Origin of the sequence: Pseudovibrio exalbescens (genome assembly GCF_028737195.1) — a bacterium.
Classification (GTDB): Bacteria; Pseudomonadota; Alphaproteobacteria; order Rhizobiales; family Stappiaceae; genus Pseudovibrio; species Pseudovibrio zosterae.
Map to the genome: position 1 here is coordinate 627,206 of NZ_JAQZAJ010000002.1, position 21,259 is coordinate 648,464.

Annotated in this window: 21 protein-coding genes; 15 read left to right on the forward strand and 6 right to left on the reverse strand. The window is 56.7% G+C overall.

All coding sequences use genetic code 11. The features are described from left to right. Window positions 1-12 precede the first annotated feature (12 nt). Window positions 13-549: a ubiquinone anaerobic biosynthesis accessory factor UbiT gene (gene ubiT / locus PUV47_RS08110; protein ID WP_274218016.1), complete on the reverse strand. Its 537-nt coding sequence runs from the start codon at window positions 547-549 to the stop codon at window positions 13-15. Window positions 550-697: 148 nt separating this feature from the next. Here ubiT and PUV47_RS08115 point away from each other — a divergent pair, with 148 nt between their 5' ends. From PUV47_RS08115 to ggt, 5 genes are all read left to right on the forward strand, one after another. Beyond that, window positions 698-2,215: a UbiD family decarboxylase gene (locus PUV47_RS08115; RefSeq protein ID WP_274218017.1), complete on the forward strand. Its 1,518-nt coding sequence runs from the start codon at window positions 698-700 to the stop codon at window positions 2,213-2,215. Between the two features lies 1 nt (window position 2,216). Continuing rightward, complete coding sequence (locus tag PUV47_RS08120) at window positions 2,217-2,786, forward strand: UbiX family flavin prenyltransferase (RefSeq protein ID WP_274218018.1); 570 nt, start codon at window positions 2,217-2,219, stop codon at window positions 2,784-2,786. A 128-nt stretch (window positions 2,787-2,914) separates the two neighbouring features. Further along, window positions 2,915-3,226, forward strand: a complete 312-nt coding sequence (locus tag PUV47_RS08125) for a hypothetical protein (RefSeq protein WP_274218019.1) — start codon at window positions 2,915-2,917, stop codon at window positions 3,224-3,226. Window positions 3,227-3,342: 116 nt separating this feature from the next. After that, window positions 3,343-4,035 (forward strand): aspartate/glutamate racemase family protein, encoded by a 693-nt coding sequence (locus PUV47_RS08130; RefSeq protein WP_274218020.1) that lies wholly within the window; start codon window positions 3,343-3,345, stop codon window positions 4,033-4,035. 29 nt (window positions 4,036-4,064) lie between these two features. Then, window positions 4,065-5,825 (forward strand): gamma-glutamyltransferase, encoded by a 1,761-nt coding sequence (gene ggt, locus PUV47_RS08135; RefSeq protein WP_425313743.1) that lies wholly within the window; start codon window positions 4,065-4,067, stop codon window positions 5,823-5,825. Window positions 5,826-5,934: 109 nt separating this feature from the next. On the opposite strand, the gene guaD is transcribed toward ggt, so the two are convergent. Then, entirely contained in the window at window positions 5,935-7,260 is a 1,326-nt protein-coding gene (gene guaD / locus PUV47_RS08140; protein ID WP_274218021.1) for a guanine deaminase, read from the reverse strand. A gap of 409 nt (window positions 7,261-7,669) precedes the next feature. On the opposite strand from guaD, the gene PUV47_RS08145 reads away from it, so the two are divergent. Continuing rightward, the gene (locus PUV47_RS08145) at window positions 7,670-8,872 is read left to right on the forward strand and encodes a hypothetical protein (protein ID WP_274218022.1); all 1,203 of its coding nucleotides are present in this window, start codon (window positions 7,670-7,672) and stop codon (window positions 8,870-8,872) included. A gap of 126 nt (window positions 8,873-8,998) precedes the next feature. Here PUV47_RS08145 and PUV47_RS08150 read toward each other — a convergent pair whose 3' ends face one another. Beyond that, a complete protein-coding gene (locus PUV47_RS08150; RefSeq protein ID WP_274218023.1) occupies window positions 8,999-9,520 on the reverse strand; it encodes a glycine cleavage system protein R in 522 nt (173 codons plus the stop codon). Window positions 9,521-9,885: 365 nt separating this feature from the next. Here PUV47_RS08150 and PUV47_RS08155 point away from each other — a divergent pair, with 365 nt between their 5' ends. Genes PUV47_RS08155 through cobM form a run of 7 tightly spaced genes read left to right on the forward strand, consistent with a single transcriptional unit; the run spans window position 9,886 to window position 16,465 of the window. Further along, entirely contained in the window at window positions 9,886-10,122 is a 237-nt protein-coding gene (locus tag PUV47_RS08155; RefSeq protein ID WP_274218024.1) for a DUF6732 family protein, read from the forward strand. Next, window positions 10,119-11,276, forward strand: a complete 1,158-nt coding sequence (locus tag PUV47_RS08160) for a sirohydrochlorin chelatase (RefSeq protein WP_274218025.1) — start codon at window positions 10,119-10,121, stop codon at window positions 11,274-11,276. The genes PUV47_RS08155 and PUV47_RS08160 overlap by 4 nt, the downstream gene beginning before the upstream one ends. Window position 11,277: 1 nt before the next feature. Continuing rightward, window positions 11,278-11,934: a precorrin-8X methylmutase gene (locus PUV47_RS08165; protein ID WP_274218026.1), complete on the forward strand. Its 657-nt coding sequence runs from the start codon at window positions 11,278-11,280 to the stop codon at window positions 11,932-11,934. Beyond that, on the forward strand, window positions 11,927-13,144 hold the full coding sequence (gene cbiE, locus PUV47_RS08170) for a precorrin-6y C5,15-methyltransferase (decarboxylating) subunit CbiE (protein WP_274218027.1): 1,218 nt from the start codon (window positions 11,927-11,929) through the stop codon (window positions 13,142-13,144). Before PUV47_RS08165 ends, cbiE begins: the two co-directional genes overlap by 8 nt. Further along, window positions 13,141-13,863 carry a precorrin-2 C(20)-methyltransferase gene (cobI, locus tag PUV47_RS08175; protein ID WP_274218028.1) on the forward strand — a complete coding sequence of 241 codons (723 nt, stop codon included), beginning with the start codon at window positions 13,141-13,143 and terminating at the stop codon, window positions 13,861-13,863. The genes cbiE and cobI overlap by 4 nt, the downstream gene beginning before the upstream one ends. Further along, the gene (cobJ, locus tag PUV47_RS08180; protein ID WP_274218029.1) at window positions 13,836-15,692 is read left to right on the forward strand and encodes a precorrin-3B C(17)-methyltransferase; all 1,857 of its coding nucleotides are present in this window, start codon (window positions 13,836-13,838) and stop codon (window positions 15,690-15,692) included. Before cobI ends, cobJ begins: the two co-directional genes overlap by 28 nt. Further along, entirely contained in the window at window positions 15,689-16,465 is a 777-nt protein-coding gene (gene cobM, locus PUV47_RS08185) for a precorrin-4 C(11)-methyltransferase (RefSeq protein WP_274218030.1), read from the forward strand. The genes cobJ and cobM overlap by 4 nt, the downstream gene beginning before the upstream one ends. A gap of 28 nt (window positions 16,466-16,493) precedes the next feature. Here the strand turns inward: cobM and PUV47_RS08190 are convergent, their stop codons facing one another. Beyond that, complete coding sequence (locus tag PUV47_RS08190; protein ID WP_274218031.1) at window positions 16,494-17,834, reverse strand: cobyrinate a,c-diamide synthase; 1,341 nt, start codon at window positions 17,832-17,834, stop codon at window positions 16,494-16,496. Window positions 17,835-17,840: 6 nt separating this feature from the next. Continuing rightward, window positions 17,841-18,707 carry a uroporphyrinogen-III C-methyltransferase gene (gene cobA, locus PUV47_RS08195; RefSeq protein ID WP_274218032.1) on the reverse strand — a complete coding sequence of 289 codons (867 nt, stop codon included), beginning with the start codon at window positions 18,705-18,707 and terminating at the stop codon, window positions 17,841-17,843. A 76-nt stretch (window positions 18,708-18,783) separates the two neighbouring features. On the opposite strand from cobA, the gene PUV47_RS08200 reads away from it, so the two are divergent. Continuing rightward, on the forward strand, window positions 18,784-19,887 hold the full coding sequence (locus PUV47_RS08200) for a cobalt-precorrin-5B (C(1))-methyltransferase (protein ID WP_274218033.1): 1,104 nt from the start codon (window positions 18,784-18,786) through the stop codon (window positions 19,885-19,887). Continuing rightward, window positions 19,884-20,636: a cobalt-precorrin-6A reductase gene (locus tag PUV47_RS08205; protein ID WP_274218034.1), complete on the forward strand. Its 753-nt coding sequence runs from the start codon at window positions 19,884-19,886 to the stop codon at window positions 20,634-20,636. The genes PUV47_RS08200 and PUV47_RS08205 overlap by 4 nt, the downstream gene beginning before the upstream one ends. Here the strand turns inward: PUV47_RS08205 and PUV47_RS08210 are convergent. Next, window positions 20,608-21,177, reverse strand: coding sequence for a cytochrome b (locus PUV47_RS08210; protein ID WP_274218035.1), 570 nt, complete (start codon window positions 21,175-21,177; stop codon window positions 20,608-20,610). The genes PUV47_RS08205 and PUV47_RS08210 overlap by 29 nt on opposite strands. Between the last annotated feature and the right edge of the window lie 82 nt (window positions 21,178-21,259).

The window sequence follows — 21,259 nt, forward strand, 5'->3', positions numbered from 1 at the left end:
GGTTTTCTGTTCTTAGGTGCTTGCCTGTGGTGCGTTCAGGTATGCGCGCATTTTGGCAAAGGTCTTATCCGCCGTGGCGTCCAGATGCTTTCGCACCTCGCCCTTGAAACCCAACAGTTCTGCGGGGGTCAGGTCTGCTTCTTCCATGGTGTTGCGCAGGGCCAGTACCGCGTCCGTGTCGCCATCGATCACCAGATCGCGCGTAAAGAACACAGCGTCACCGTCATAGGTACCGTCCACCAGTCCCAGCAGAACGATCAGCGGTCCGGAAATGCGTGCCGTGCCTTCAGGCATATCCTTGCGGGGCAGCATTTCCACGCTCGCATGTTCGCCATTTGGAATCAGTCGAAACACATGGGGCAGGTCAATTGGGTTGATAATGAAGTGGGCGTGGCGGTACGCGTCCAGTCGGTCGAAAAGATCCGGGCGCTGATGCGCCAATCTTCTCACCGCACGGGTGAGCACAAATCCCAACGGAGGCGGCGGCACAAATCGCAGCGCGCGTTGCAGGATTGGCGGAAACATGCCGCGTTCAGGCTGAAGTGTCATGAAGAGGGCCTCCTTAAGCCCTCCATCCGTAAAAGCGGTTGTGATTACCTTCATTGATGGAAGTCAAGGACCGGTACGTCATCTGGCATCTATTGAGACTAATAAAAGTCAAAATTGCCGCACAGTTGCACAGCGGCCCGGATCATGTATGTACAAACGCACCAAGCCCCCCTTCGACACGCTCGGAGCTTTTCTGCGTCACTTTGAAGAACAAGGTCAGGTGTGCACCGTCACCCCCGACGTTTCTTTGAATGTTGAGGCAACCGAAATCCATCGCCGTGTAATCGAGCAGGGCGGGCCCGTGCTCAAGTTCACCAGCCCGGTCGCCGTGAACGGTGCTCGCCCTTCGCTTCCGCTGGTCACCAACGTGTTTGGCACCAAGGAACGCGTCGCCGCCGGGCTCGGATGCATGCCGGAAGACCTCTCGGCGCTGGGCGAGCTGATGGCTTTCCTGCGGTCGCCTAAGCCGCCCAAGGGGCTGCGCGGCATGTGGGATGCTCTGCCCGTTGCAAAGGCTGCCCTTGCTTCACGGCCGAAGAAGGTCGGCCCGTCCCGGCAGCTTCATGATCTGCCGCTGGATCTGGAAGAACTGCCTGTGCAGACCTGCTGGCCGGACGATGCAGGACCGCTGATCACGTGGGGCATCGTCATCACCCGTCCACCGGGAGAGGATGATCCGTCAACCTACAATCTCGGCATCTACCGTGTTCAGGTGATTGATGGAGACAATGCCATCCTGCGCTGGCTCGCCATGCGCGGCGGCGCGGCCCACCATCGTTTGTGGGCGGAACGCGGCGAGCCCATGCCGGTTGCCACAGTCATCGGCGCAGACCCTGCAACAATCCTTGCAGCCGTCTTGCCGACACCTTCCGATGTTACGGAACTCACCATTGCAGGCCTTCTGTCTGGCAAGCGCCCCGAGCTGGTGCCCTGCAGCACCATCCCGCTGCACGTTCCGGCCAGCAGTGAAGTTGTGATCGAAGGCTTTGCAGCGGCAACAGAGACAGCCCCTGAAGGTCCGTTTGGCGATCACACCGGCTATTACAATGAATCCGAAGAGTTTCCGCTCTACACCATCACCAAGATCCGAGCGCGAAAGGACGCAGTTTACATGAGCACCTTCACAGGGCGCGCGCCAGATGAACCCGCCGTCCTATCCGAAACCATGAACGATGTGTTCCTGCCCCTTTTGAAGCAACAGCTGCCGGAGGTCGTGGATCTGTGGCTGCCGCCGGAAGCGGCGTCCTATCGCATTGCGGTGCTCAAGATCAAAAAGAGCTACGCCGGTCAGGCCAAGCGGGTGATGATGGGCATGTGGTCCTTGCTGCCACAGTTCACCATGACCAAGATGATCATCACGGTAGATGAGGACATCGACTGCCGCAGCTGGAGCGATGTCATGTGGGCAGTGGCAACGCGCATGGATCCATCCCGCGATCTGACCGTTATTGACCGCACTGCAGTAGACACCCTCGATTTTTCATCGCCGCTCGAAGGATTAGGCGGAAAACTTGGCATTGATGCCACAAAAAAGATTGGCACTGAGACAACGCGTGACTGGGCACAGCGTATCATCATGCCAGAAGAAATGGCCCGGGCGGTGGAGAAACGTTGGGACGAATTGTTCCCTGACGGCCTGCCGGGCGTAAAAAAAGGGAGAGAATAACTTGGCCCGTAGAATTGTAGTGGGGGTCACCGGCGCGTCCGGCGCCGTTTTAGCGCTTGAAACGCTCAAGATCTTGGAGAGCATGGGCGTGGATTCGCGCCTTGTGATCAGTAAAGGCGCAGACCTGACGATCAGGCATGAGCTTGGCGAGGAAGGTGTGGAGCGTCTCAAAGAGCACGCCAGAGCCTCTTATGATGCGGACCAGATGATGGCTCCCATGGCCAGCGGTTCTTCGCCGGGCAATGGCATGATCATCGTGCCGTGTTCCATGCGCACCTTGTCGGCGGTTGCTTATGGCTTGGGGGACAGTCTGCTCACCCGTGCAGCGGATGTAACCCTCAAGGAGCGCAGGCCTTTGGTGCTGGTCACCCGTGAAGCCCCGCTTCACCTGGGCCACATTGAAGCCATGGAAAAGGTCACGCGCATGGGCGGCATCATCTGCCCGCCCGTACCTCCGTTCTATTCCATGCCAGAGTCGTTAGAGAGCATGTACACGCAAATTGCCGCCCGCGCGGTATCGACACTTGGTCTCGACCGGGTGCCCGTGCTCAAAAGCTGGGACGGCGAGTAACCCTAAGAGGAGCTGGGATCATTCAATTCATTTCGAATGGTCCCTCTCAGCACTCGTTAACAGGAGCAGGGTAGATTGGACTGCGTGCCAATTCGCGCCATCAGAAGCGCATCCAAACCGGAGGCCCCATGCTCAAGTCCCTTCTAGCATCCGCAACTTTCTGCACTGCCCTGATCGTTGCCGCATCCGCCAGCCACGCCAACATCACCGTAATGAACCTGCAGCGAAGCATCTGCGAAATTCAGGTGGTTGTTGGCCCCAATGCGCCGGAGGGAACCATCGAGACCCTTGGCCAGATGGATTCTGATGAGCGCCGTACCTTTGAAACCAACAAGCTGTGTGTGCGCCGCACCGTGGGCGAGGACACGTGTGGCGAGTACTCCGAGTGGAAATGCTGTGAGGCCGCCGAAGGCGAAGAGGGCGAGTGCCTCGTGCCGTAAGCGCGGTTTACGGCAACCCATTTTGGTTGGTTTCGACCTTGCATCAGGCTTTTCTGCGGCCCTGTCCTGTGACATGATCTCCGTTCTGTTCAGGAAATCACGTCACAGGCATCCCTATGAAAACGCTTGGTCTTCTGGGTGGCATGAGCTGGGAAAGCACTGTCACCTACTACCAACTGCTCAACCGAATGACACGAGAGCGCCTCGGCGGCCTTCACTCCGCCCGTCTGCTGCTCTGGTCCTTCGACTTTGCCGAAATCGAGGCCCATCAGGCCTCAGGTGATTGGGCCGCGGCCACCGCAATGATGGTGGATGCCGCCAAGCGGCTGGAAGACGGCGGGGCAGAAGGCCTCGTCATTTGCACCAACACCATGCACAAGATGGCCGATGATGTTCAGGCCGCCCTCTCAATTCCCTTGATCCATATTGCAGAGGCAACCGGAGCGGCTTTGTCTGAGGCGGGCTGCAAGCGCCCTTTGCTGTTGGCCACCCGCTACACCATGGAGCAGGCGTTCTATCGTGGGCGTTTGGAAACCCACTTCGATCTGCAGCCCATGGTGCCCGACCAAGCTGGGCGAGATTTGGTCCACACCATCATCTACGAGGAGCTGTGCCGGGGCATTGTCTCTGACGCCTCGCGTCAGGCTTATCTTGGTGTGGTCGCAGAAGCCGAACAACAGGGCGCAGATTCTGTCATTTTTGGCTGTACGGAGGTTGGTCTTCTGCTGTCGCAGCACCACCTCAATCTTCGCGCGTTCGACACCACGGTGCTTCACGCGCAAGCCGCACTCGATTTTGCTTTAAGTTGATACCAAAAGTCCAAGAGGGGGAGAATATTTTGAAGAAACTCATTCTAGCTTTGTCCGTTGCGACGGCGCTTGGTTTTACGGCCACATCTGGCCTCAATGCGCAGCAAGCAGCAGATGCTGTTGCGCCGGAAGCCGCCAGTGGCACCACTGAAAAGCCCTTGGTTCGGGCAGACGAGTTCATGGTCGCAGCTGCCAACCCCTATGCGGTTCAGGCTGGCTATGATGTGCTCGCCGCCGGTGGCAACGCCATTGACGCCATGGTCGCTGTTCAGTTGGTTCTGGGCTTGGTTGAGCCTCAGTCTTCCGGCATCGGCGGCGGCGGTTTTCTGGTCTATTTTGATGGTGAAAACAAACGCCTGACCACTTTTGATGGCCGCGAAACCGCGCCGCGTGCCGCGACCCCGCAGCTCTTCCAAACGGAAGAAGGGGAACCACTTCGTTTTTATGATGCCGTGGTAGGTGGGCGTTCGGTTGGCACGCCGGGCACAGTGCGCCTTCTTTTTGACAGCCACCAGCAATATGGCAAGCTGCCTTGGGCCGATCTTGTTGCGCCAGCCATCAAGCTCGCCACCGAAGGCTTTGAGGTTTCTGCGCGTCTCAATGCATTGATCACCCGCGATCAGGAGCGCTTGAGCCGCTTTGAGGAAACCCGAGATTACTTTCTACCCGGTGGCGCGCCGCTTGAGGTGGGCACATTGTTGAAGAACCCGGAATATGCGCAAACGCTCACCGCAATAGCTGAAGGCGGGGCGGACGCGTTCTATTCCGGCCCAATTGCAGCAACCATCGTTGAGACTGTCCAGAACGCGGAAGGCAATCCGGGTCTGCTTTCGCTGGAAGACTTTGCAACCTATCAGGTCAAGGAGCGTGCCCCGGTCTGCGCGGAATATCGGGCCTATGAAGTGTGCGGCATGGGGCCACCGTCTTCTGGCGCGCTCACGGTTGGCCAGATCCTTGGAATGGTCAACACCTTCGACTTTTCCAATCTTGATCCGTCTGATCCAGAGGCCTGGCGCATCATTGGCGATGCGTCTCGTCTCGCATTCGCCGACCGTGGTCGTTACATGGCCGACAGCGATTTTGTGCCTGTCCCGTCAAAGGGATTGGTGGATCCGGCCTATCTTGCTCAGCGGGCAGAACTGCTGGATCGTGACAGCGCTCTGCCAGACAACGAGGTGATGCCGGGCACGCCAAGTTGGGATCACGCCTTGCTTCTGGCAGATGATGAAAGCATTGAACTTCCTTCCACCACCCACTTTTCCATTGTGGATGGCGAAGGCAACGCTGTTTCCATGACATCTTCTGTCGAGAACGGGTTTGGTTCCCGGCTTATGGCCGGTGGGTTCATCCTCAACAACCAGCTGACGGATTTCTCCTTCCGCACTCATCAGGATGGTGTCCCGATTGCAAACCGGGTTGAGCCGGGCAAGCGGCCACGCTCCTCCATGTCGCCGACCATCGTCATGCAGGATGGGGAGCCATACATGGTCATCGGTTCGCCAGGCGGCAGCCGCATCATCGGCTATGTGGCCAAGACCATCATCGCCCATGTGGACTGGGGCTTGAACGTGCAACAGGCCATAGAGATGCCCCATGCGCTGAACCGCTTTGGCACCTATGACTTTGAGCAAGGCACCGCTGCCGAAGAACTGGCGCCGCAGTTGGAAGCGCTCGGCTTCAAGGTCAATCTGCGTGATCTGAACTCTGGTCTTCATGCCATCGTGTTGACCGAGGACGGATTGCAGGGTGGCGCTGACCCGCGCCGTGAAGGCATTGTGCTCGGCAAGTAAGCGCTGGAACGAGAAAAAAGCGTCGGGGATTGCATCACCCCCGACGCTTTTTTATGCGCAAATCGGATTTTTTCGCTGTGCAGCAACCTGCGTCAGCATTCAAAAACCGTCATGACGGTTTTTGGTAGACTTTTTTGCCACCCACGTAGGTTGCTTCAATCGCGCGGTCATCGCCCAGAATCATCTGGATGAACAGCGCTTCTGTCAGGTCGTTGGCATAGCTCATGCGATGCTGGATGAGTGGTGTGGACTGCGGATCCACAATGGTGATGTCCGCCTCAAGGCCCGGCAAAATGTTGCCGATCTTGTCTTCCAGATAGAGCGTTTTGGCTGAACCCACCGTTGCCAGATAGTAGGCCTGCGCCGGGTGCAGGGAGTAGCCGCGCAACTGGGCAATCTCATAGGCCGTGCGCATGGTGGACAGCATGGAGAAGCTGGACCCGCCGCCAACATCCGTCGCAAGGCCAACACGGAACGGCAGCTTGCCAAAGTGGGCTTCTTCAACATCAAAGAGCCCTGAGCCAATGAAGGTGTTGGAGGTTGGGCAATGGGCCACTGCCGTGCCGGTCTCGCTGATGATCGCGCGCTCCCGGTCATTCAAATGAATGCCGTGCCCCAGTACGCTGCCTTTGCCCAGCAGGCCGTAGTGCTCATAAACCCCAACATAGTCGGGATGTTCTGGGTAGAGTTCCTTCACCCACGCAATTTCCTTCAGGTTTTCTGAAGTGTGGGTCTGCACCAGTGTGCCCGGATGCTCTTTCCAAAGTACGCCCGCCGCTTCCAGCTGCTCGGGGGTAGAGGTCGGTGCAAACCGCGGCGTGATCGAGTAGAGGGCGCGGCCCTTGCCATGCCAGGTCTCGATCAGTTTTTTGGAATCGTCGTAGCCCTTTTGTGCAGTATCCCGCAGCGTATCAGGGGCGTGCCGGTCCATCAGCACCTTGCCCGCCACAATCCGCATGTCATACGCGGACGCGCGTTCAAACAGCGCTTCGGCAGATTCAGGATGCACCGTGCAGTAAACCGATGCACTGGTGATGCCGTTTCTGAAGCTCTCGTTGAGGTAGACCTCTGCGGCGTTCAGGGCATAGTCCTTGTCGTGAAACTTGGATTCAGCCGGGAAGGTGTATTTGTTCAGCCACTCGATAAGCTGTGTGCCGTAGGAAGAAATGACCTCCGACTGCGGATAATGGGCATGGCAGTCGATGAAGCCGGGCAGGATGAACTTGCCGCGATAGTCTTCGATAACTGCTCCTTCTGGCAGGGCAGAGATCATGTCTTCGGCTTGGACAACACTATGAATAATGCCGTCAACAATCACCACAAGGCCGTCAGACCAGTCGGTAATTGCGGCCTCGGGGGCGTCGGTAAAGGGATCGCCGCTGAACTGCAAGACATGGCCGCGCAAGGCGCGCACCGTGCTGGGGGAGCCGGTCATGAGGTGTCCTTCGTTTTATTGTGCTTAGTGGGCAATACAGTAGCCCACGGGCACATTCAAGCACCAGAGACAACCGCCTCAATTTGCTGCAGAAACAGGTTCAGTCACGATAAATTTTGTGCGCCCAAGCCTGAATTCGGCTCAGGCAATTTGAAGGGGCTTCTAGACTTTCTGATGAATAGATTTTAAAGCGAGTTGGAAAATTCGACTTGTTTGGCGCATCGCAAATGCGCCGACATACAGTGTCGACAAATTCTGGCTTGTATTTAATTTGGGCATTGCCAAATCCGGAAGTTGTTATGTCTGTCAACGGGCGCTTGAATTAAAGTTTAGTTTGCCTTTATCTCTCATACAATTTTATTCACTGGGGTCTCGTGCCCCTGAGATTCTCATAGAAAAACGGTATCCAATGTTAAAGACGCTTAGAGATAGTGTGGTAGCCTTGTCTACTTTTAATCTAGAGCGCGTAATACCTGACGTTCCAAAAAAAGCATATGAAGAATTCATTGACGACTGTGATAGAACAACATTGTTTTATGCAGTTTTTCGCTCTGTGGATAGAAAACATGTCGTTTTTATTGGACCACCACCCTACGGCTTCGAAAGCGTGCTAAAGAAAGCTAAGTTCTATCTTTATGACAAACGTATCAGGGCCAAACATCGATACTTAAGTAGATCCTATGAGATATGGGTTCCCGTCCCAGAGGGAGAGGATTTAGAGCGCATCGAAGTAGAGATGAACGGAAAGCGTGTCAAACTTGATGTGCAATCCAACGAATGCAACCGTTTTAGAGGACGTCGTGTCATTGCAACATTGTGTAAAGACACGCCGGTACGGTGGATTGAAGACTGGGTGCGCTTTCACGTTGTCAATCATGGTGCAAATGCAGTTGTCATTTTTGAGAACAGTTCCACTCCTGAACACGCTGCGTGCGTACACTCCGCATTGCTTGCTTTGAATTTGGACCTCGAGGTCGAGGTCGTTCACACTCCGCTAAAATACGGACCTCCTAAAGTTTCCGATTACAAGTTTTTACAGCAATCTTTGTGGCAGTATGTGCGTTGGCAATATGCATATGCGTCGGAAGGGTACCTATCATGCGATATTGATGAATTGATCGTCTGCGAAGATGACATCAGCATTTTCGACAAGGTGAAAGATAGCGCGCTTGGTTATTGCCTAATCGCTGGTATTTGGATTGAGCCGGTAACTGACGTTGCAATCACGAGTTTGACGGATTTATCCAAACGCAGGCACCATTTGTTTCGTTGGACGAAAAAGCCGCCAACTAAAACTCACAGGAAGTGGGTAGCAAAGCCATCCAAAATACCAATTGGCCTGCAATTCAAAGTGCATGCCGTGCGTCCTGAGCCGAAGTATAACGCTTGGCTTCATCCAATATACACACGCTTTTGGAAGTTTGCCGATGCCGCTTACGTCTGTCACTTTAGGTCCGTCAACACCAGTTGGCGTGGAGATAGAACTGCCATATCGCAGATTGATATTGAGACCTATCAAGAATATGAACCCCTAAGAATTGCCCTAGAGCGGGCAATTCCGGATTTTTCTACAACACAAAAACCAAATCGACAGCTAGAGCTTGCCGACTAGTTTGCAGGTTTAAGAAGCTGAGCCAACGATTAGGATAAGCACTTTACAGACCATGTATTTCTGAGTCCCGGTGACCCATCCACTTTATGCGAGACTGGATCCTGCAAAATCTGGCCTGAATTCGGCTCAGGCTGTTGGCTCCAGTGAAATCTCGATCATGAGATCACCGGCAATGTTCTCCAGCGCAGAGGAAAGCTGTCCCGCATCGACGTGGGGCGGCAGGATGACCTCAGCCGTAGCCTTGAACATCAGCTCTCCACTCATGGAGCCGGGCTCCACAATGGATTCCAGCGTCTCAATGTTCACGCCAAGTTCCGCAAACACCGCCGAAACCCGGCTCACCATGCCGGGCTGTTCCTGCCCGATCAGCGAGACCACCGCATGTGTTCCGTCAGGCTTTGTTCCTGCCGTCGCATCGTGAAATGTGATGGTGAGCCCTTGGTCGGCGAGTGACGCAATATCGTCGATCAGCGCCTTTTCTTTGTCGCCAGCCACCGCAACGCGCAGGATGCCGGCAAAGTGCCCTCCCAGCCGCGACAGGGAGCTGTCGATCCAGCTTGCTCCATGATTTGCGATTTTGCCGGATAGCAGGCCCACCAGGCCGGGGCGATCATCAGCGATAATGGTGAGGATCAATTCCTTTGTCATAAATTACCTCCCAGCAGATTGGTGCAGCAGCGCTGCGCAATGCTTTGAATTGTCATGACTATAGCAGCATTCTTGTAAGCTGCTTAAAGAAATCCGGGGGGCAGTATCCTCACCGGATATGGCAAGAATTGTTCCTTGCCTGCTTAACCAATCTCCACTAGCGTAACCTTTGAAGGACGGCGTCCCGTGATGGACTGAAAGAGAATCTGATTGCGGCCGACCCACCTCGGGGGCCAACGCCAGAGCTGTCTGAGCTGCGTGCGCTGGCCTTGGCGTGCGTTCCCAGATCTTTTTCGAACAATCACTCTGGCGTCTCCATTGGATCAGCGGGCCCCTATCCAGCCTTGCCAATTCGGGGAGAAACTATGAGATTTCTTTGTGGTGCCATTCTGGCCTCATGCTTTTCTGCTTCCTCAGCCCTTGCTCACCCCGGACATCTGGGGGAACTTGCGGGCCACAGTCATTGGGTTGGCGTTGGTGCCCTTGTTCTGGCCGGTCTTGTGGCGGCCATTGCAATGAAGACCAAGAAGAAGAAAACCGAGGAACAGCAACAGCCTCAAGACGCTGAAGCCGCCGACGCAGATGTGGCGGAGAAGGCATGATGGCCAAGACCGACGCGAAAATTGGTGTGATGATCTGCGGTCATGGCAGTCGCAATCGCGCCGCTGTGGGCGAGTTTGCACGGCTGGCCGAGGGTTTGCGCACACGCTTCACTGATTGGCCTGTTGACTATGGCTATCTGGAGTTTGCCAACCCGGTCATTCACAGCGGGCTGGACAATCTGCGTCAGGCAGGCGCCACGCGCATTCTGGCTGTGCCCGGCATGTTGTTTGCTGCTGGTCATGCCAAGAACGACATTCCCTCCGTCTTGAATACCTATCAGGCGCAACACCCTGAAATCACGATCGAATATGGCCGTGAACTCGCCGTGGACACCCGTATGGTTCGTGCCGCAGGGGCGCGTGTTACCGAGGCGCTGGAAACCGCAGAAACCGAAGTTCCGCGCGAAGAAACCCTCTTGGTCGTCGTTGGCCGTGGAGCTTCTGACCCGGATGCCAACTCCAATGTCGCAAAGATCACCCGTCTGTTATGGGAGGGCATGGGCTTTGGTTGGGCGGAAACAGCTTATTCTGGCGTTACGTTCCCGCTGGTGGAGCCTGCTTTGGAGCACGCCGTCAAGCTTGGCTACAAGCGCATCGTCGTGTTCCCGTATTTCCTTTTCAACGGCGTTTTGGTGCAGCGCATCTACAACTACACAGATGAAGTTGCCGACCGCTATCCGGAGATCGAGTTTCTGAAGGCCGGATACCTGAACGATCATCCGCTGGTCATCGATACCATGCAGGAGCGGGTCATGGAGATTCTTGAAGGCAAGAACACCATGAACTGCCAGCTCTGCAAGTACCGTGAGCAGGTACTGGGCTTTGAGGCAGAAATCGGCCAGCCTCAGGAAAGCCATCACCACCACGTGGAAGGTCTGGGGGAAGAGGCTGAGTGCAAGCTCTGTGATGAAATCTGCACAGGTGCCTGTGACAGGAAGGGCGCCGACAAGGTCGGCCATGGCCATGGTCACGATCATGCTCAAGGGCACGGACATCCTCACGGAGATGGGCACGGTCATCATCATCACCATGCACACGATCACGACCACCACCACGGCCATGATCACAGCCACGATCACGGGCATCACCATCACCCTTATCCCCATCGGGACCACCCATTGGGGCCGAAATCCATGTTGAAGGGCCCGCGGTAGCATGGCCGGGTCTGGCAAGCGCACCTATGTGAGCGATCCAACGCAAATATACCGGGATTCTTTCAAAATCGTGCGTCGGGAAACGCAACTGGATCACCTCCCGGAGAGCCTCCACAAAACGGCTATCCGGTTGGTTCATGCCTGTGGCATGCTGGAGATTGTGAAGGATCTGGAGGCCTCCCCGGATGTGGCGCAGCGTGCTGCAGCCGCGCTGGTGGCAGGTGCGCCAATTCTCACGGATGTGGAGATGGTGGCTCACGGCGTTATCCGTCGTCATTTACCTAAAGAAAACAAGGTGTTGTGCACCTTGTCTGATCCGCGTGTGCCAGAGCTTGCCGAGCGGATCTGCAACACCCGATCAGCTGCCGCAGTCGAGCTTTGGAAAGACCATCTGGAAGGAGCCGTCGTCGCCATTGGTAATGCGCCGACCGCCTTGTTCCATTTGTTGGATTTATTGGAGGAGGGATGGCCGAAACCCGCAGTAATCCTCGGGTTTCCCGTTGGCTTCGTGGGGGCAAGTGAATCCAAACAGGCCTTGATTGAGCAGGAAATGGGCCTTCCGTTTTTAACACTCAAAGGCCGAAAAGGGGGCTCGGCCTTGGCAGCCGCCGCTGTAAATGGCTTGGCTGCAGGCCTGCGCGAGGAAGAAGATGGCTGAAGCACTCAGCGCCCCTTGGCTCACCATCATCGGCATTGGTGAAGACGGCGAGGACGGGTTATCCCCTCTCGCAAAGGCTGCATTGCGCCAGGCCGATGTTATTTACGGCGGAGAGCGCCATCACGTGCTGACCCCCTCGGGCATGGGGGAGCGGCGAGTTTGGCCTTCACCATTTTCCAAGAGTTTTGAAGAGCTTGAGGCCTTGCGAGGCCGTTCGGTTGTGGTGCTGGCCTCGGGTGACCCCATGTGGTTTGGCGCGGGGTCCACGCTGCTGTCTCGGTTTGCGCGCGAAGAAGTTATCCTCCTGCCCGGTCTTTCTGCTTTCGCACTTGCCGCGGCCCGTATGGGCTGGCCCCTGCAGAAGGTGGAGACCATCAGCTTGCACGGCCGCCCCCTGGATACCCTTCGACTGTTCCTTTATCCGGGCGCAAAAATCTTGGCCCTGACCAGCGACGGCACCACACCGAACCAGATCGCCGACATTCTTGCTGATGAAGGGTATGGCGCTAGCAGATTGATAGTGCTCGAAAATTTGGGATCTCCCGGAGAGCGGGTGATCGGAGGAGAGGCGGAACAGTTCAACATGCAGGTTGGCGATCTGAACACAGTTGCAATTGAAGTCTTGCCGATTGCCAACACACCGCTACGACCGCGCACACCGGGTCTTCCAGATGAGGCGTTTCGTCATGATGGCAAACTGACAAAGCGGGAAGTCCGGTCCGTAACCCTTTCAAAACTATGTGTAATTCCGGGACAATTGCTGTGGGATGTTGGTGCGGGCTGTGGCTCTGTCGCCATTGAGTGGTTGCGTGCAGCACACAATACAAAGGCCATCGCCATCGAGCCGAATGACCAACGTGCCATGATGATGATGGCAAACGCCGCCAGCTTGGGCGTTCCTCAGCTCGATCTCCGTCAAGTTACTGCGCCAGAAGGACTTTCCGACCTTCCCGACCCAGACGCAATCTTTATTGGCGGTGGCCTCACAGCGCCTGGCATGGTGCAAACCTGCCATGAAAGGCTGAAGTCTGGCGGGCGTTTGGTTGCCAATGCTGTAACCTTGGAGGGGGAGGCCGTGCTTATGGCGTCTTGGCAGAAGTACGGCGGTGACCTGACCCGAATGGCAGTTTCAAGAATAGCGCCGGTCGGTGCTTTCTCAGGCTGGAAGCCAATGATGCAAGTTACACAATGGAGCATGGTGAAGGCATGAGCGGAACCCTTTATGGCGTCGGCCTCGGGCCCGGTGACCCGGAGCTCGTCACCCTGAAAGCCCATCGCCTTATCACGCAGGCCCGCGTCATCGCCTACCCGAAAGCGGAGGGCGCGCCTAGCTTCGCACGCGCAATCGCTGAAGGCTACATTGCTGAAAACACAATGGAAATACCGATTGAAATGCCCATGCGTGCAGATCGCGTCCCAGCAAGGGAGGTCTATGACAGGGCCTCAGCGCAAATCAGCGAGGTGCTTCGCGGGGGCAGAGATGTGGTGGTTTTGTGTGAGGGAGACCCATTCCTGTTTGGCTCCTTCATGTATTTGTATGAACGCCTTAGCGCTGAGTTTCAGGTTGTTGTGGTGCCGGGCGTTTCCTCGGTCACCGCATGCGCAGCCGCTTTGGGACGCCCGCTGTCTGCCCGCAACGACACCCTCACGGTCTTGCCCGCAACGCTTTCGGATGAAGAGTTGGAACAACACCTGCTGAACAGCAGTTCGCTCGCTATCATGAAGGTAGGACGTCATCTGAGCAGAATTAAAGCGTTGCTGGAAAAGAACAATCTGGTCGATCATGCCGGTTATGTAGAACGTGCCAGCCTTGCTGAGCAAAAGGTGATGCCGTTGACTGAGCAAGACGAAGACAATGCACCCTATTTCTCTATGGTGTTGGTTTATAAGGGAGAAGAGGCGTGGATGCTTCCCCGGCAATCGTCCTGATCAATCCGATCGGTCTCAAATGCGCCCAAAAAATTCAGGCGAGTTTGACCGGAGCACAGCTCCATATCCTTGCTGAAAAATGCAGCCCGACCAAGGGGATTGCGAGCATGGAGTTCAGCGATGTGGGCAAGCACCTGCGTACTCTGTTCGCAGCGGGCACTCCCATTATCGGTGTGTGTGCTTCAGGCATTTTAATCCGCTTGCTTGCGCCTGTTTTGGGCCAAAAAGCCGAGGAGCCGCCCGTACTTGCCGTCTCCGAAGATGGTGCCAGCGTTGTTCCGCTTCTTGGCGGCCACAGGGGTGCCAATCGGTTAGCGCGCACAATTGCGGGTCTCACGGGCGGGCATGCCGCCATCACCACCGCTGGTGAAACTGCGCTGGGCGTTGCACTGGATGAACCACCTCCGGGATGGGAGCTGGCCAACCCACAACATGCCAAGGGCTTCATGGCGAAACTTCTGGCAGGACAGGCGACGCGCCTTGAAGGCGAAGCTGACTGGCTGGCGGACAGCGCGATTGCGTTCAGCAGCAATGCGGATCTCAGCATCATAGTTGGTAGTGCACCGTGCGTAGCGACGCCTCAAACCCTTGTGTATCATAGGAAAACTCATGTGGTGGGGCTTGGAAGTGCCCGCGGTTGCAGCTTTGATGAACTGAAAAAGCTGGTTGATGACACTTTGAAAGAGGCAGGAATTGCTATCGGAGCCGTTGCCGCCTTTACCAGTCTGGACCTAAAGGCCGACGAACCGGCCATGAACCAATTGGCCGCCCACTACGGCAAGCCATTCCGTGTCTTTTCGAAGGAGGAACTGCTGGCTCAGGCAGGGCGTTTGCAAAATCCCTCCGACGTGGTGCGGGATGAAGTGGGGGTGCCGGGTGTTTGCGAAGGGGCCGCACTGGCCGCTGTTGGAACAGAAGGCCGCCTTGTTGTAGCGAAGCGCAAATCTGCAAATGCCACGGTCGCCATCGCTGAAGCCCCAGAGACATTGGACCCAAACAGCTTCGGTCGCGCCCGAGGCCGCCTTTTGGTTGTAGGGATTGGCCCCGGCTGCGAGGAGTGGCGCACGCCGGAAGTCAGCAGGTTCCTGCAAGAAGCGGAAGAAGTAGTGGGTTACAGCCTCTACCTTGACTTGGTCGCATCGCTCATCACCAGCAAAACGCGTTACGCATTTCCGCTTGGTGCAGAAGAAGACCGGGTGCGTTTTGCTTTGGAAAGGGCAGCGGCGGGAAAGACAGTCGCGTTGGTATGCTCCGGAGATAGTGGCATCTACGCTATGGGAGCACTGGTCTACGAACTTATTGATCGTGAAGAGAAAAACGGCGGAGTTAGTGATGCCGCGCGGCGGGTTGAGGTCACATCTTCGCCCGGTGTATCTGCCATGGTCGCACTCAGCAACCGCTGTGGTGCACCGCTCGGCCATGATTTCTGCGCCATTTCCCTATCGGATTTGCTGACGCCTTGGGAAACCATCGTACAGCGTATCGAAGGGGCCGCCCTCGCCGACTTCACAATCGGTTTTTACAATCCGGTGTCAAAGCGGCGTCGAACCCAGCTCGCCTATGCCAAAGATGTTCTGTTGAAGCATCGACCAGCGGATACGCCTGTCGTTTTGGGCGCCAACATTGGCCGCACGGAAGAGAAGATCATCACGACCACCCTCGGAGCACTTGAGGTCGATGACGTCGACATGCTCACAACGGTGCTGGTGGGAAGCAGTCAGACCCGTAGAGGCGGAGATGGTGTGTCCAGAGACTTTGTCTACACGCCACGGGGCTATTCAAAAAAGATTGATGCGGGCAAGCTGCCGAACTCGGAGGATGCGGTGTGACGGTTTACTTTATCGGCGCAGGGCCCGGTGATCCTGATCTCATCACGGTAAAGGGGCTGCGGCTCATCAAGCAATGTCCAGTAAACCTCTATGCCGGGTCTTTGGTGCCAGCGGCAATCGTGGCTGCAGCCCCGCCTGATGCGCTGGTGATCGACACAGCTTCACTGACACTGGATGAAATCATTGCGCACATTGTGGAGGCCCATGCGCAAAAAAAAGATGTAGCGCGCGTACATTCGGGAGACCCGTCAATCTATGGCGCGACGGCGGAGCAGATGCGCCGTTTGGATCAGTTGAACATCCCCTATGAAGTCGTGCCCGGCGTTCCGGCATTTGCGGCAGCAGCGGCAGCACTGAAAACCGAGCTCACACTTCCAGAGGTCGCGCAGACGGTGATTGTCACGCGCACCTCCATGAAATCCTCAGGCATGCCTGAGGGGGAGGATCTGGAGACGCTCGGGAGAAGCGGCGCAACGCTTGCGATCCATCTAAGTATCAGGAACATCTCGGAAATTCAGCGTACACTGTCCCCGCTTTATGGTGAGGACTGCCCGGTGGTCGTGGCCTATCGCGTGGGCTGGCCAGACGAAACCTTCGTGCGCGGTACACTGGCCACCATCCGGGACCAGGTCCGCAAACAGAAGATTACCCGAACGGCCCTGATCTTCGTCGGCCCGGCTCTAAGCAAGGCGCAGGACTTCAGGGACAGCGCGCTATATGACGCCGAGCATGTGCATGTGCTCCGCCCAAAGCGCAAGGTCGCTGAGGGCTGAGCTGGCTTTGTTGCCAGTGGCTTGCCGACTACCAGTCGGCCCCGCGCTCGCTGATCACATGCGCGAAGGACCCTGCAACACGGTTTCTGACAAGCCCGATGTTTCCAAGTGGATGACGCTCAGAGTCGGCAGAAGAAAACAGAGGGGCGGCCTCTCCTTCACGCAAAATAGTGGCATAGTGAAACTCGTGGGCAGACAGATGTGTTTTCCATGGCAACAGCGCATCAGCAGCAGGCAGCAGGTGCAGCCTGCGATAGCCAAGATGCAGCTTGCGTTCAGCAAAGCTTGTTTCAAGCGGCAGGAACCCAAGCATGGGATGGCTGATGCCATCAGCACCTGTTACAGCGTCTCCCAGAACCATGTAGCCGCCGCACTCGCCGTAAATCAGGGCATTGCGGTCTTTTGCAGCAGTCATTTTGGCTTTGAATTCAGCCGCTTGTGAAAGTGTCTCCAGATGCAGTTCCGGATAACCGCCGGGCAGGAAAACCGCATCGGCGTCCGCTGCCGGGCCCTCGTTGTTCAAAGGGGAGAATAGCTGTATTTCCGCGCCCAAATCCTGCCAGTCCTGCAACATGTGCGGATAGCTGAAAGCAAAGGCGAGATCATGAGCAACGGCAATGCGCTGCCCCAAGGGCGCAAGCTTGTTTGAAACGCTGGCCTTCTTGTGTTCCTGCTCTGGAATGCAAAGCGGGCGGCCAATGCGTTGAAGAACTGAAAGGTCCATCTGTTCCTCTGCAACCCGCCCCGCTGCGACGAGAAAATCCTCAAGATCAGTCCGTTCCTGCGCCTGAACGAGGCCAAGGTGACGGTCTTCCAGTTTGATTTCTGCATCCCGGTAGACAACACCGAGCACAGGCACGGAGTTGATCTGCAATGCCCGGCGTAGGAGTGTTGCATGGCGCGGGGAGCCAACCCGATTAAGTATGACCCCCGCAATTTTCGGAGACTTTCGGAAGGTGCAGAAGCCATGCACGAGCGCTGCAACTGATTGGGCCTGCTTGGCACAGTCGACGACCAGCACCACTGGCAGGCCGAGCTGCGCGGCTAGGTCAGCAGCAGAACCTGTGTCGTCTGCCGCGCCATCAAACAAACCCATCGCAGCTTCAACGATCAGCAGTTCCTTGCCATGGGTGTGTTGAGCAACCAGCGAAGAAATGCGCACCGGCGTCATGCCCCACGCATCCAGGTTGATGCACTCTGCACCGGAAGCGGCGCTGTGAAATGCCGGATCGATGTAGTCCGGGCCAGACTTGGCGGAAACAACGGAAACGCCTCGGTCACGAAATGCGCGCAACAGAGCCAGGGTGATGGTCGTCTTGCCTGCGCCAGAGGAGGGGGCAGCGACAACAAAACCGCGAGCGATGGTCATGGGATGCTAAGCCTTCTTGCTTGCCTCAAAAGTGCTGCGAAGCCCCAGAGGGTCTTCACAAAGAATGCGTCCATGGGCTTGACCCAGCCAGTCAAGTCCAGCGCGAAGCCGTACCACGTCACCAATCACCACCAGTGCCGGCGGCTTGAGGTCGTGGGCGTCGGCATCTCGCTTGCAGTTAGCAAGGGTCGTCTCCAGAACCTGCTGTGTGTTCAGCGTGGCATTGCTGACCAAGGCCACAGGTTCGTCCGGGTGTCGACCGGCTGCTAGCAACTTCTGAGATATAGCCTGCAAGTGTTTCATCGCCATGTACATCACGATGACCGGAGAGCTTTTTGCAAGCGAGGTCCAGTCAATGGCGTCAGGGGTGAGCCCCGTCTGGTCGTGCCCAGTCAGGAATGTAACGGTTTGGTTCACATCCCGGTGGGTGGTTGGAATGCCTGCATAGGCCAAACCGCCAACACCGGCGGTAATGCCAGGCACAATCCGAAACTGAATACCCGCCCCTACCAGCGTTAGGGCTTCCTCACCTCCACGACCAAACACAAATGGATCTCCGCCTTTAAGGCGCAAAACGCGTTTGCCTGCACGGGCAAGCTCGATCAGTCGCAAGGAAATGTCGCGCTGTTGGGGGGAGGGCTTGCCGCCGCGTTTCCCAGCGTACTCCGCCATGGTTCCCGGTCTTGCGAAGGAGAGAATGCGCTCGTCCACCAATGCGTCATATACGATGACGTCCGCATGCCTGAGCGCATGGAGCGCCAACAGCGACAACAGGCCAGGATCACCCGGTCCAGCACCCGTGAGCCAAACAGTGCCATGCTGAAACTCTGGAAACTCGTAGCTGGGCAGGGGGAGCGGGGTCTCGCTGTTCATGCGTGGAAGATTAGACCTTGCGTCACTTTTAGCCAACTAGCATAAACGCACAGACACCTGTTTTTCTAAGGGGAAGATGGCAGAGCACGGGCCCAAGACATTGCGGCGAGGATGGACAACCGGTGCCTGCGCGGCAGCAGCGGCTAAGTCGGCCTATCATGCTTTGCTCCATGGTGAGTTTCTGGATCCGGTGGTGATCACGCTGCCGCGGGGAGAAACGCCCGCTTTCCCTCTGGCAGAGGAAGCATTGCAACCCGATCAAGCCTCCTGCGGAATTGTCAAGGATGCGGGGGATGATCCCGATGTCACCCACGGGGCACTGGTGATTGCCAGTGTGCGCAAAGCCTCATTTGGCGCGGGCGTCAGTTTTAAAGCTGGCAAAGGGGTGGGCACCATCACCAAGCCGGGCCTGCCGCTCCCTCCGGGTGAACCTGCGATTAATCCAAAGCCAAGGCAGATTATCAGTGAGGCGCTTCAAGAGGTGGCCGCTGCGGCTGGCGTTTCGGCAGATGTGGAGGTGGAAATCTCCATTCCCGGCGGCGAGCTCTTGGCGGAAAAGACGCTCAATGGTCGCTTGGGGATTGTTGGTGGCCTCTCTGTCCTTGGCACGACGGGTATTGTGCGACCGTTCTCCTGCGCAGCGTGGATTGCCTCAATCCATCGTGGCGTGGATGTCGCTCGGGCCCAAGGCCTGACCCATGTTGCAGCCGCGACAGGTGCCACTTCAGAAAATGTTCTGCGTTCAATCTATCCTGCTTTGCCCGAAAGCGCTTATCTGGACATGGGAGACTTTGCTGGCGGGCTGCTCAAGTATTTGCGCCATCATCCGGTGGAACGGCTCAGCCTTGCGGGCGGCGTTGCCAAGCTGACCAAGCTGGCCCAAGGCGCGCTTGATCTGCATTCTGCACGCAGTCAGGTGGATTTTCGAGCGCTGGCGCAGCTGATCGCTGCATCTGGGGCCTCTGCGGAGCTGGTGGCCCGGACGCAGGATGCCAACACGGTAAAGGAAGTCAGCGACTTTGCGCATCAAAATGGTGTTGAGTTAGGCGCTGTGATTGCGCGTCAGGCAAAGCGGGCGGTGCATCACGTTTTGCGCAGTGACCATGTGAGCGTGGAAGTCATTGTGGTGGACCGGGACGGCACTCGGTTGGGCTTTGCCGGTTGGGATGACGCTCCATGAAGACTGGTAAAAACAGACTGCTCCTTCTTGCAGGCACCCGGGATGCCCGCGTGCTCGCCGAGAAACTGGCGGAGGTTGACGGTCTGGAGGTGATCGCTTCCTTGGCAGGCGTGACCAGCAAACCGAAGTCTTATGCGGTGCCCGTTCGGCGCGGCGGCTTTGGGGGAGCGGAAGGCCTTGCAGAGTTCCTACGGCTGGAGCAGATCACCTGCATCGTTGATGCAACGCATCCATTTGCGCGGGTGATAAGCGCCAACGCGGTGAAGGCCGCCGATCTGGCGCAGGTTCCGCTGCTTCGGGTGAGGCGGCCTGCTTGGCAAAAGAAGCCCGGTGATGACTGGCGGTGCTTTGACCAGCTTGAAAAGGCCGTTGCAGCTCTGCCGCAGGCAGCGCGCGTTTTCGCGGCCATCGGCCGGAAAGAGCTTCAGCTTCTTCAAGCGCGGCCGGACCTTTGGCTGCTCACGCGCATGGTTGAGGCACCAACCCAAGGCTCAATGCCGTTCACGGGGGAGACTGTTTTGGGGTATCCAAGCTGTTCGGTTCAGCAAGAGGCCGAGCTTCTAACGGCCTATGGCATTCAATGCCTTCTTGCCAAAAACAGCGGGGGCTCCGCAGCTTATGCCAAGATTGAAGCGGCGCGTAACGGCGGGCTGCCGGTCTACCTTGTAAACCAGCCCACTTTGCCACCAGTTGAGGAAGCGGCGAGCACTTCCGAAGCGTTCAACTGGGTGATGCGGGTGTGTTCTTAACGGCACCAGTGCCAGTGGTCATGCGCTCAAATACGCCGTCTTTCAACACATACTTGTGGTAGAGCGCGCCTGCAATGTGCAGGACGATTGCAACGGACACCATGATGCCTAGTGCCGTGTGGAATGAGAACAAGATCTCCGCCAGAGCCTGATCCTTGGCCACAATTGGCGGCAGTATAAACAGATTGAACACCGATATCGGCGCACCGAACGCTGACGTGGCAACCCAGCCCAGCAGCGGACTGACAAGAAGCACCATATACAAAAACCATTGGGTGGCATGGGCAAGAGTACGCTGCCAGATCGCTATGGAGGAGGGAAGCGGCGGCGGAGGTACCTTGTATCGATAAAGCAGGCGCATCGCGGTGATTACAAACAGCACAACACCCATGGAACGGTGGTAGTCGAACAAGGTGTTTTGCAGATTTCCCGGCCCAATGTTGATCATCACAATGCCCGCGGGCACCATGGTAAGCATACCCGCAGCAGTGATCCAATGAAACGCCCGTGCTGTAACAGAATAAACCTGTGGTGGCTGCATTTGGCTCCCCTGATATTGAGTGGCTACTGATCTACCGGGTTTATGAAACTCGACAGTAATTGCATGATCATATACCACTACG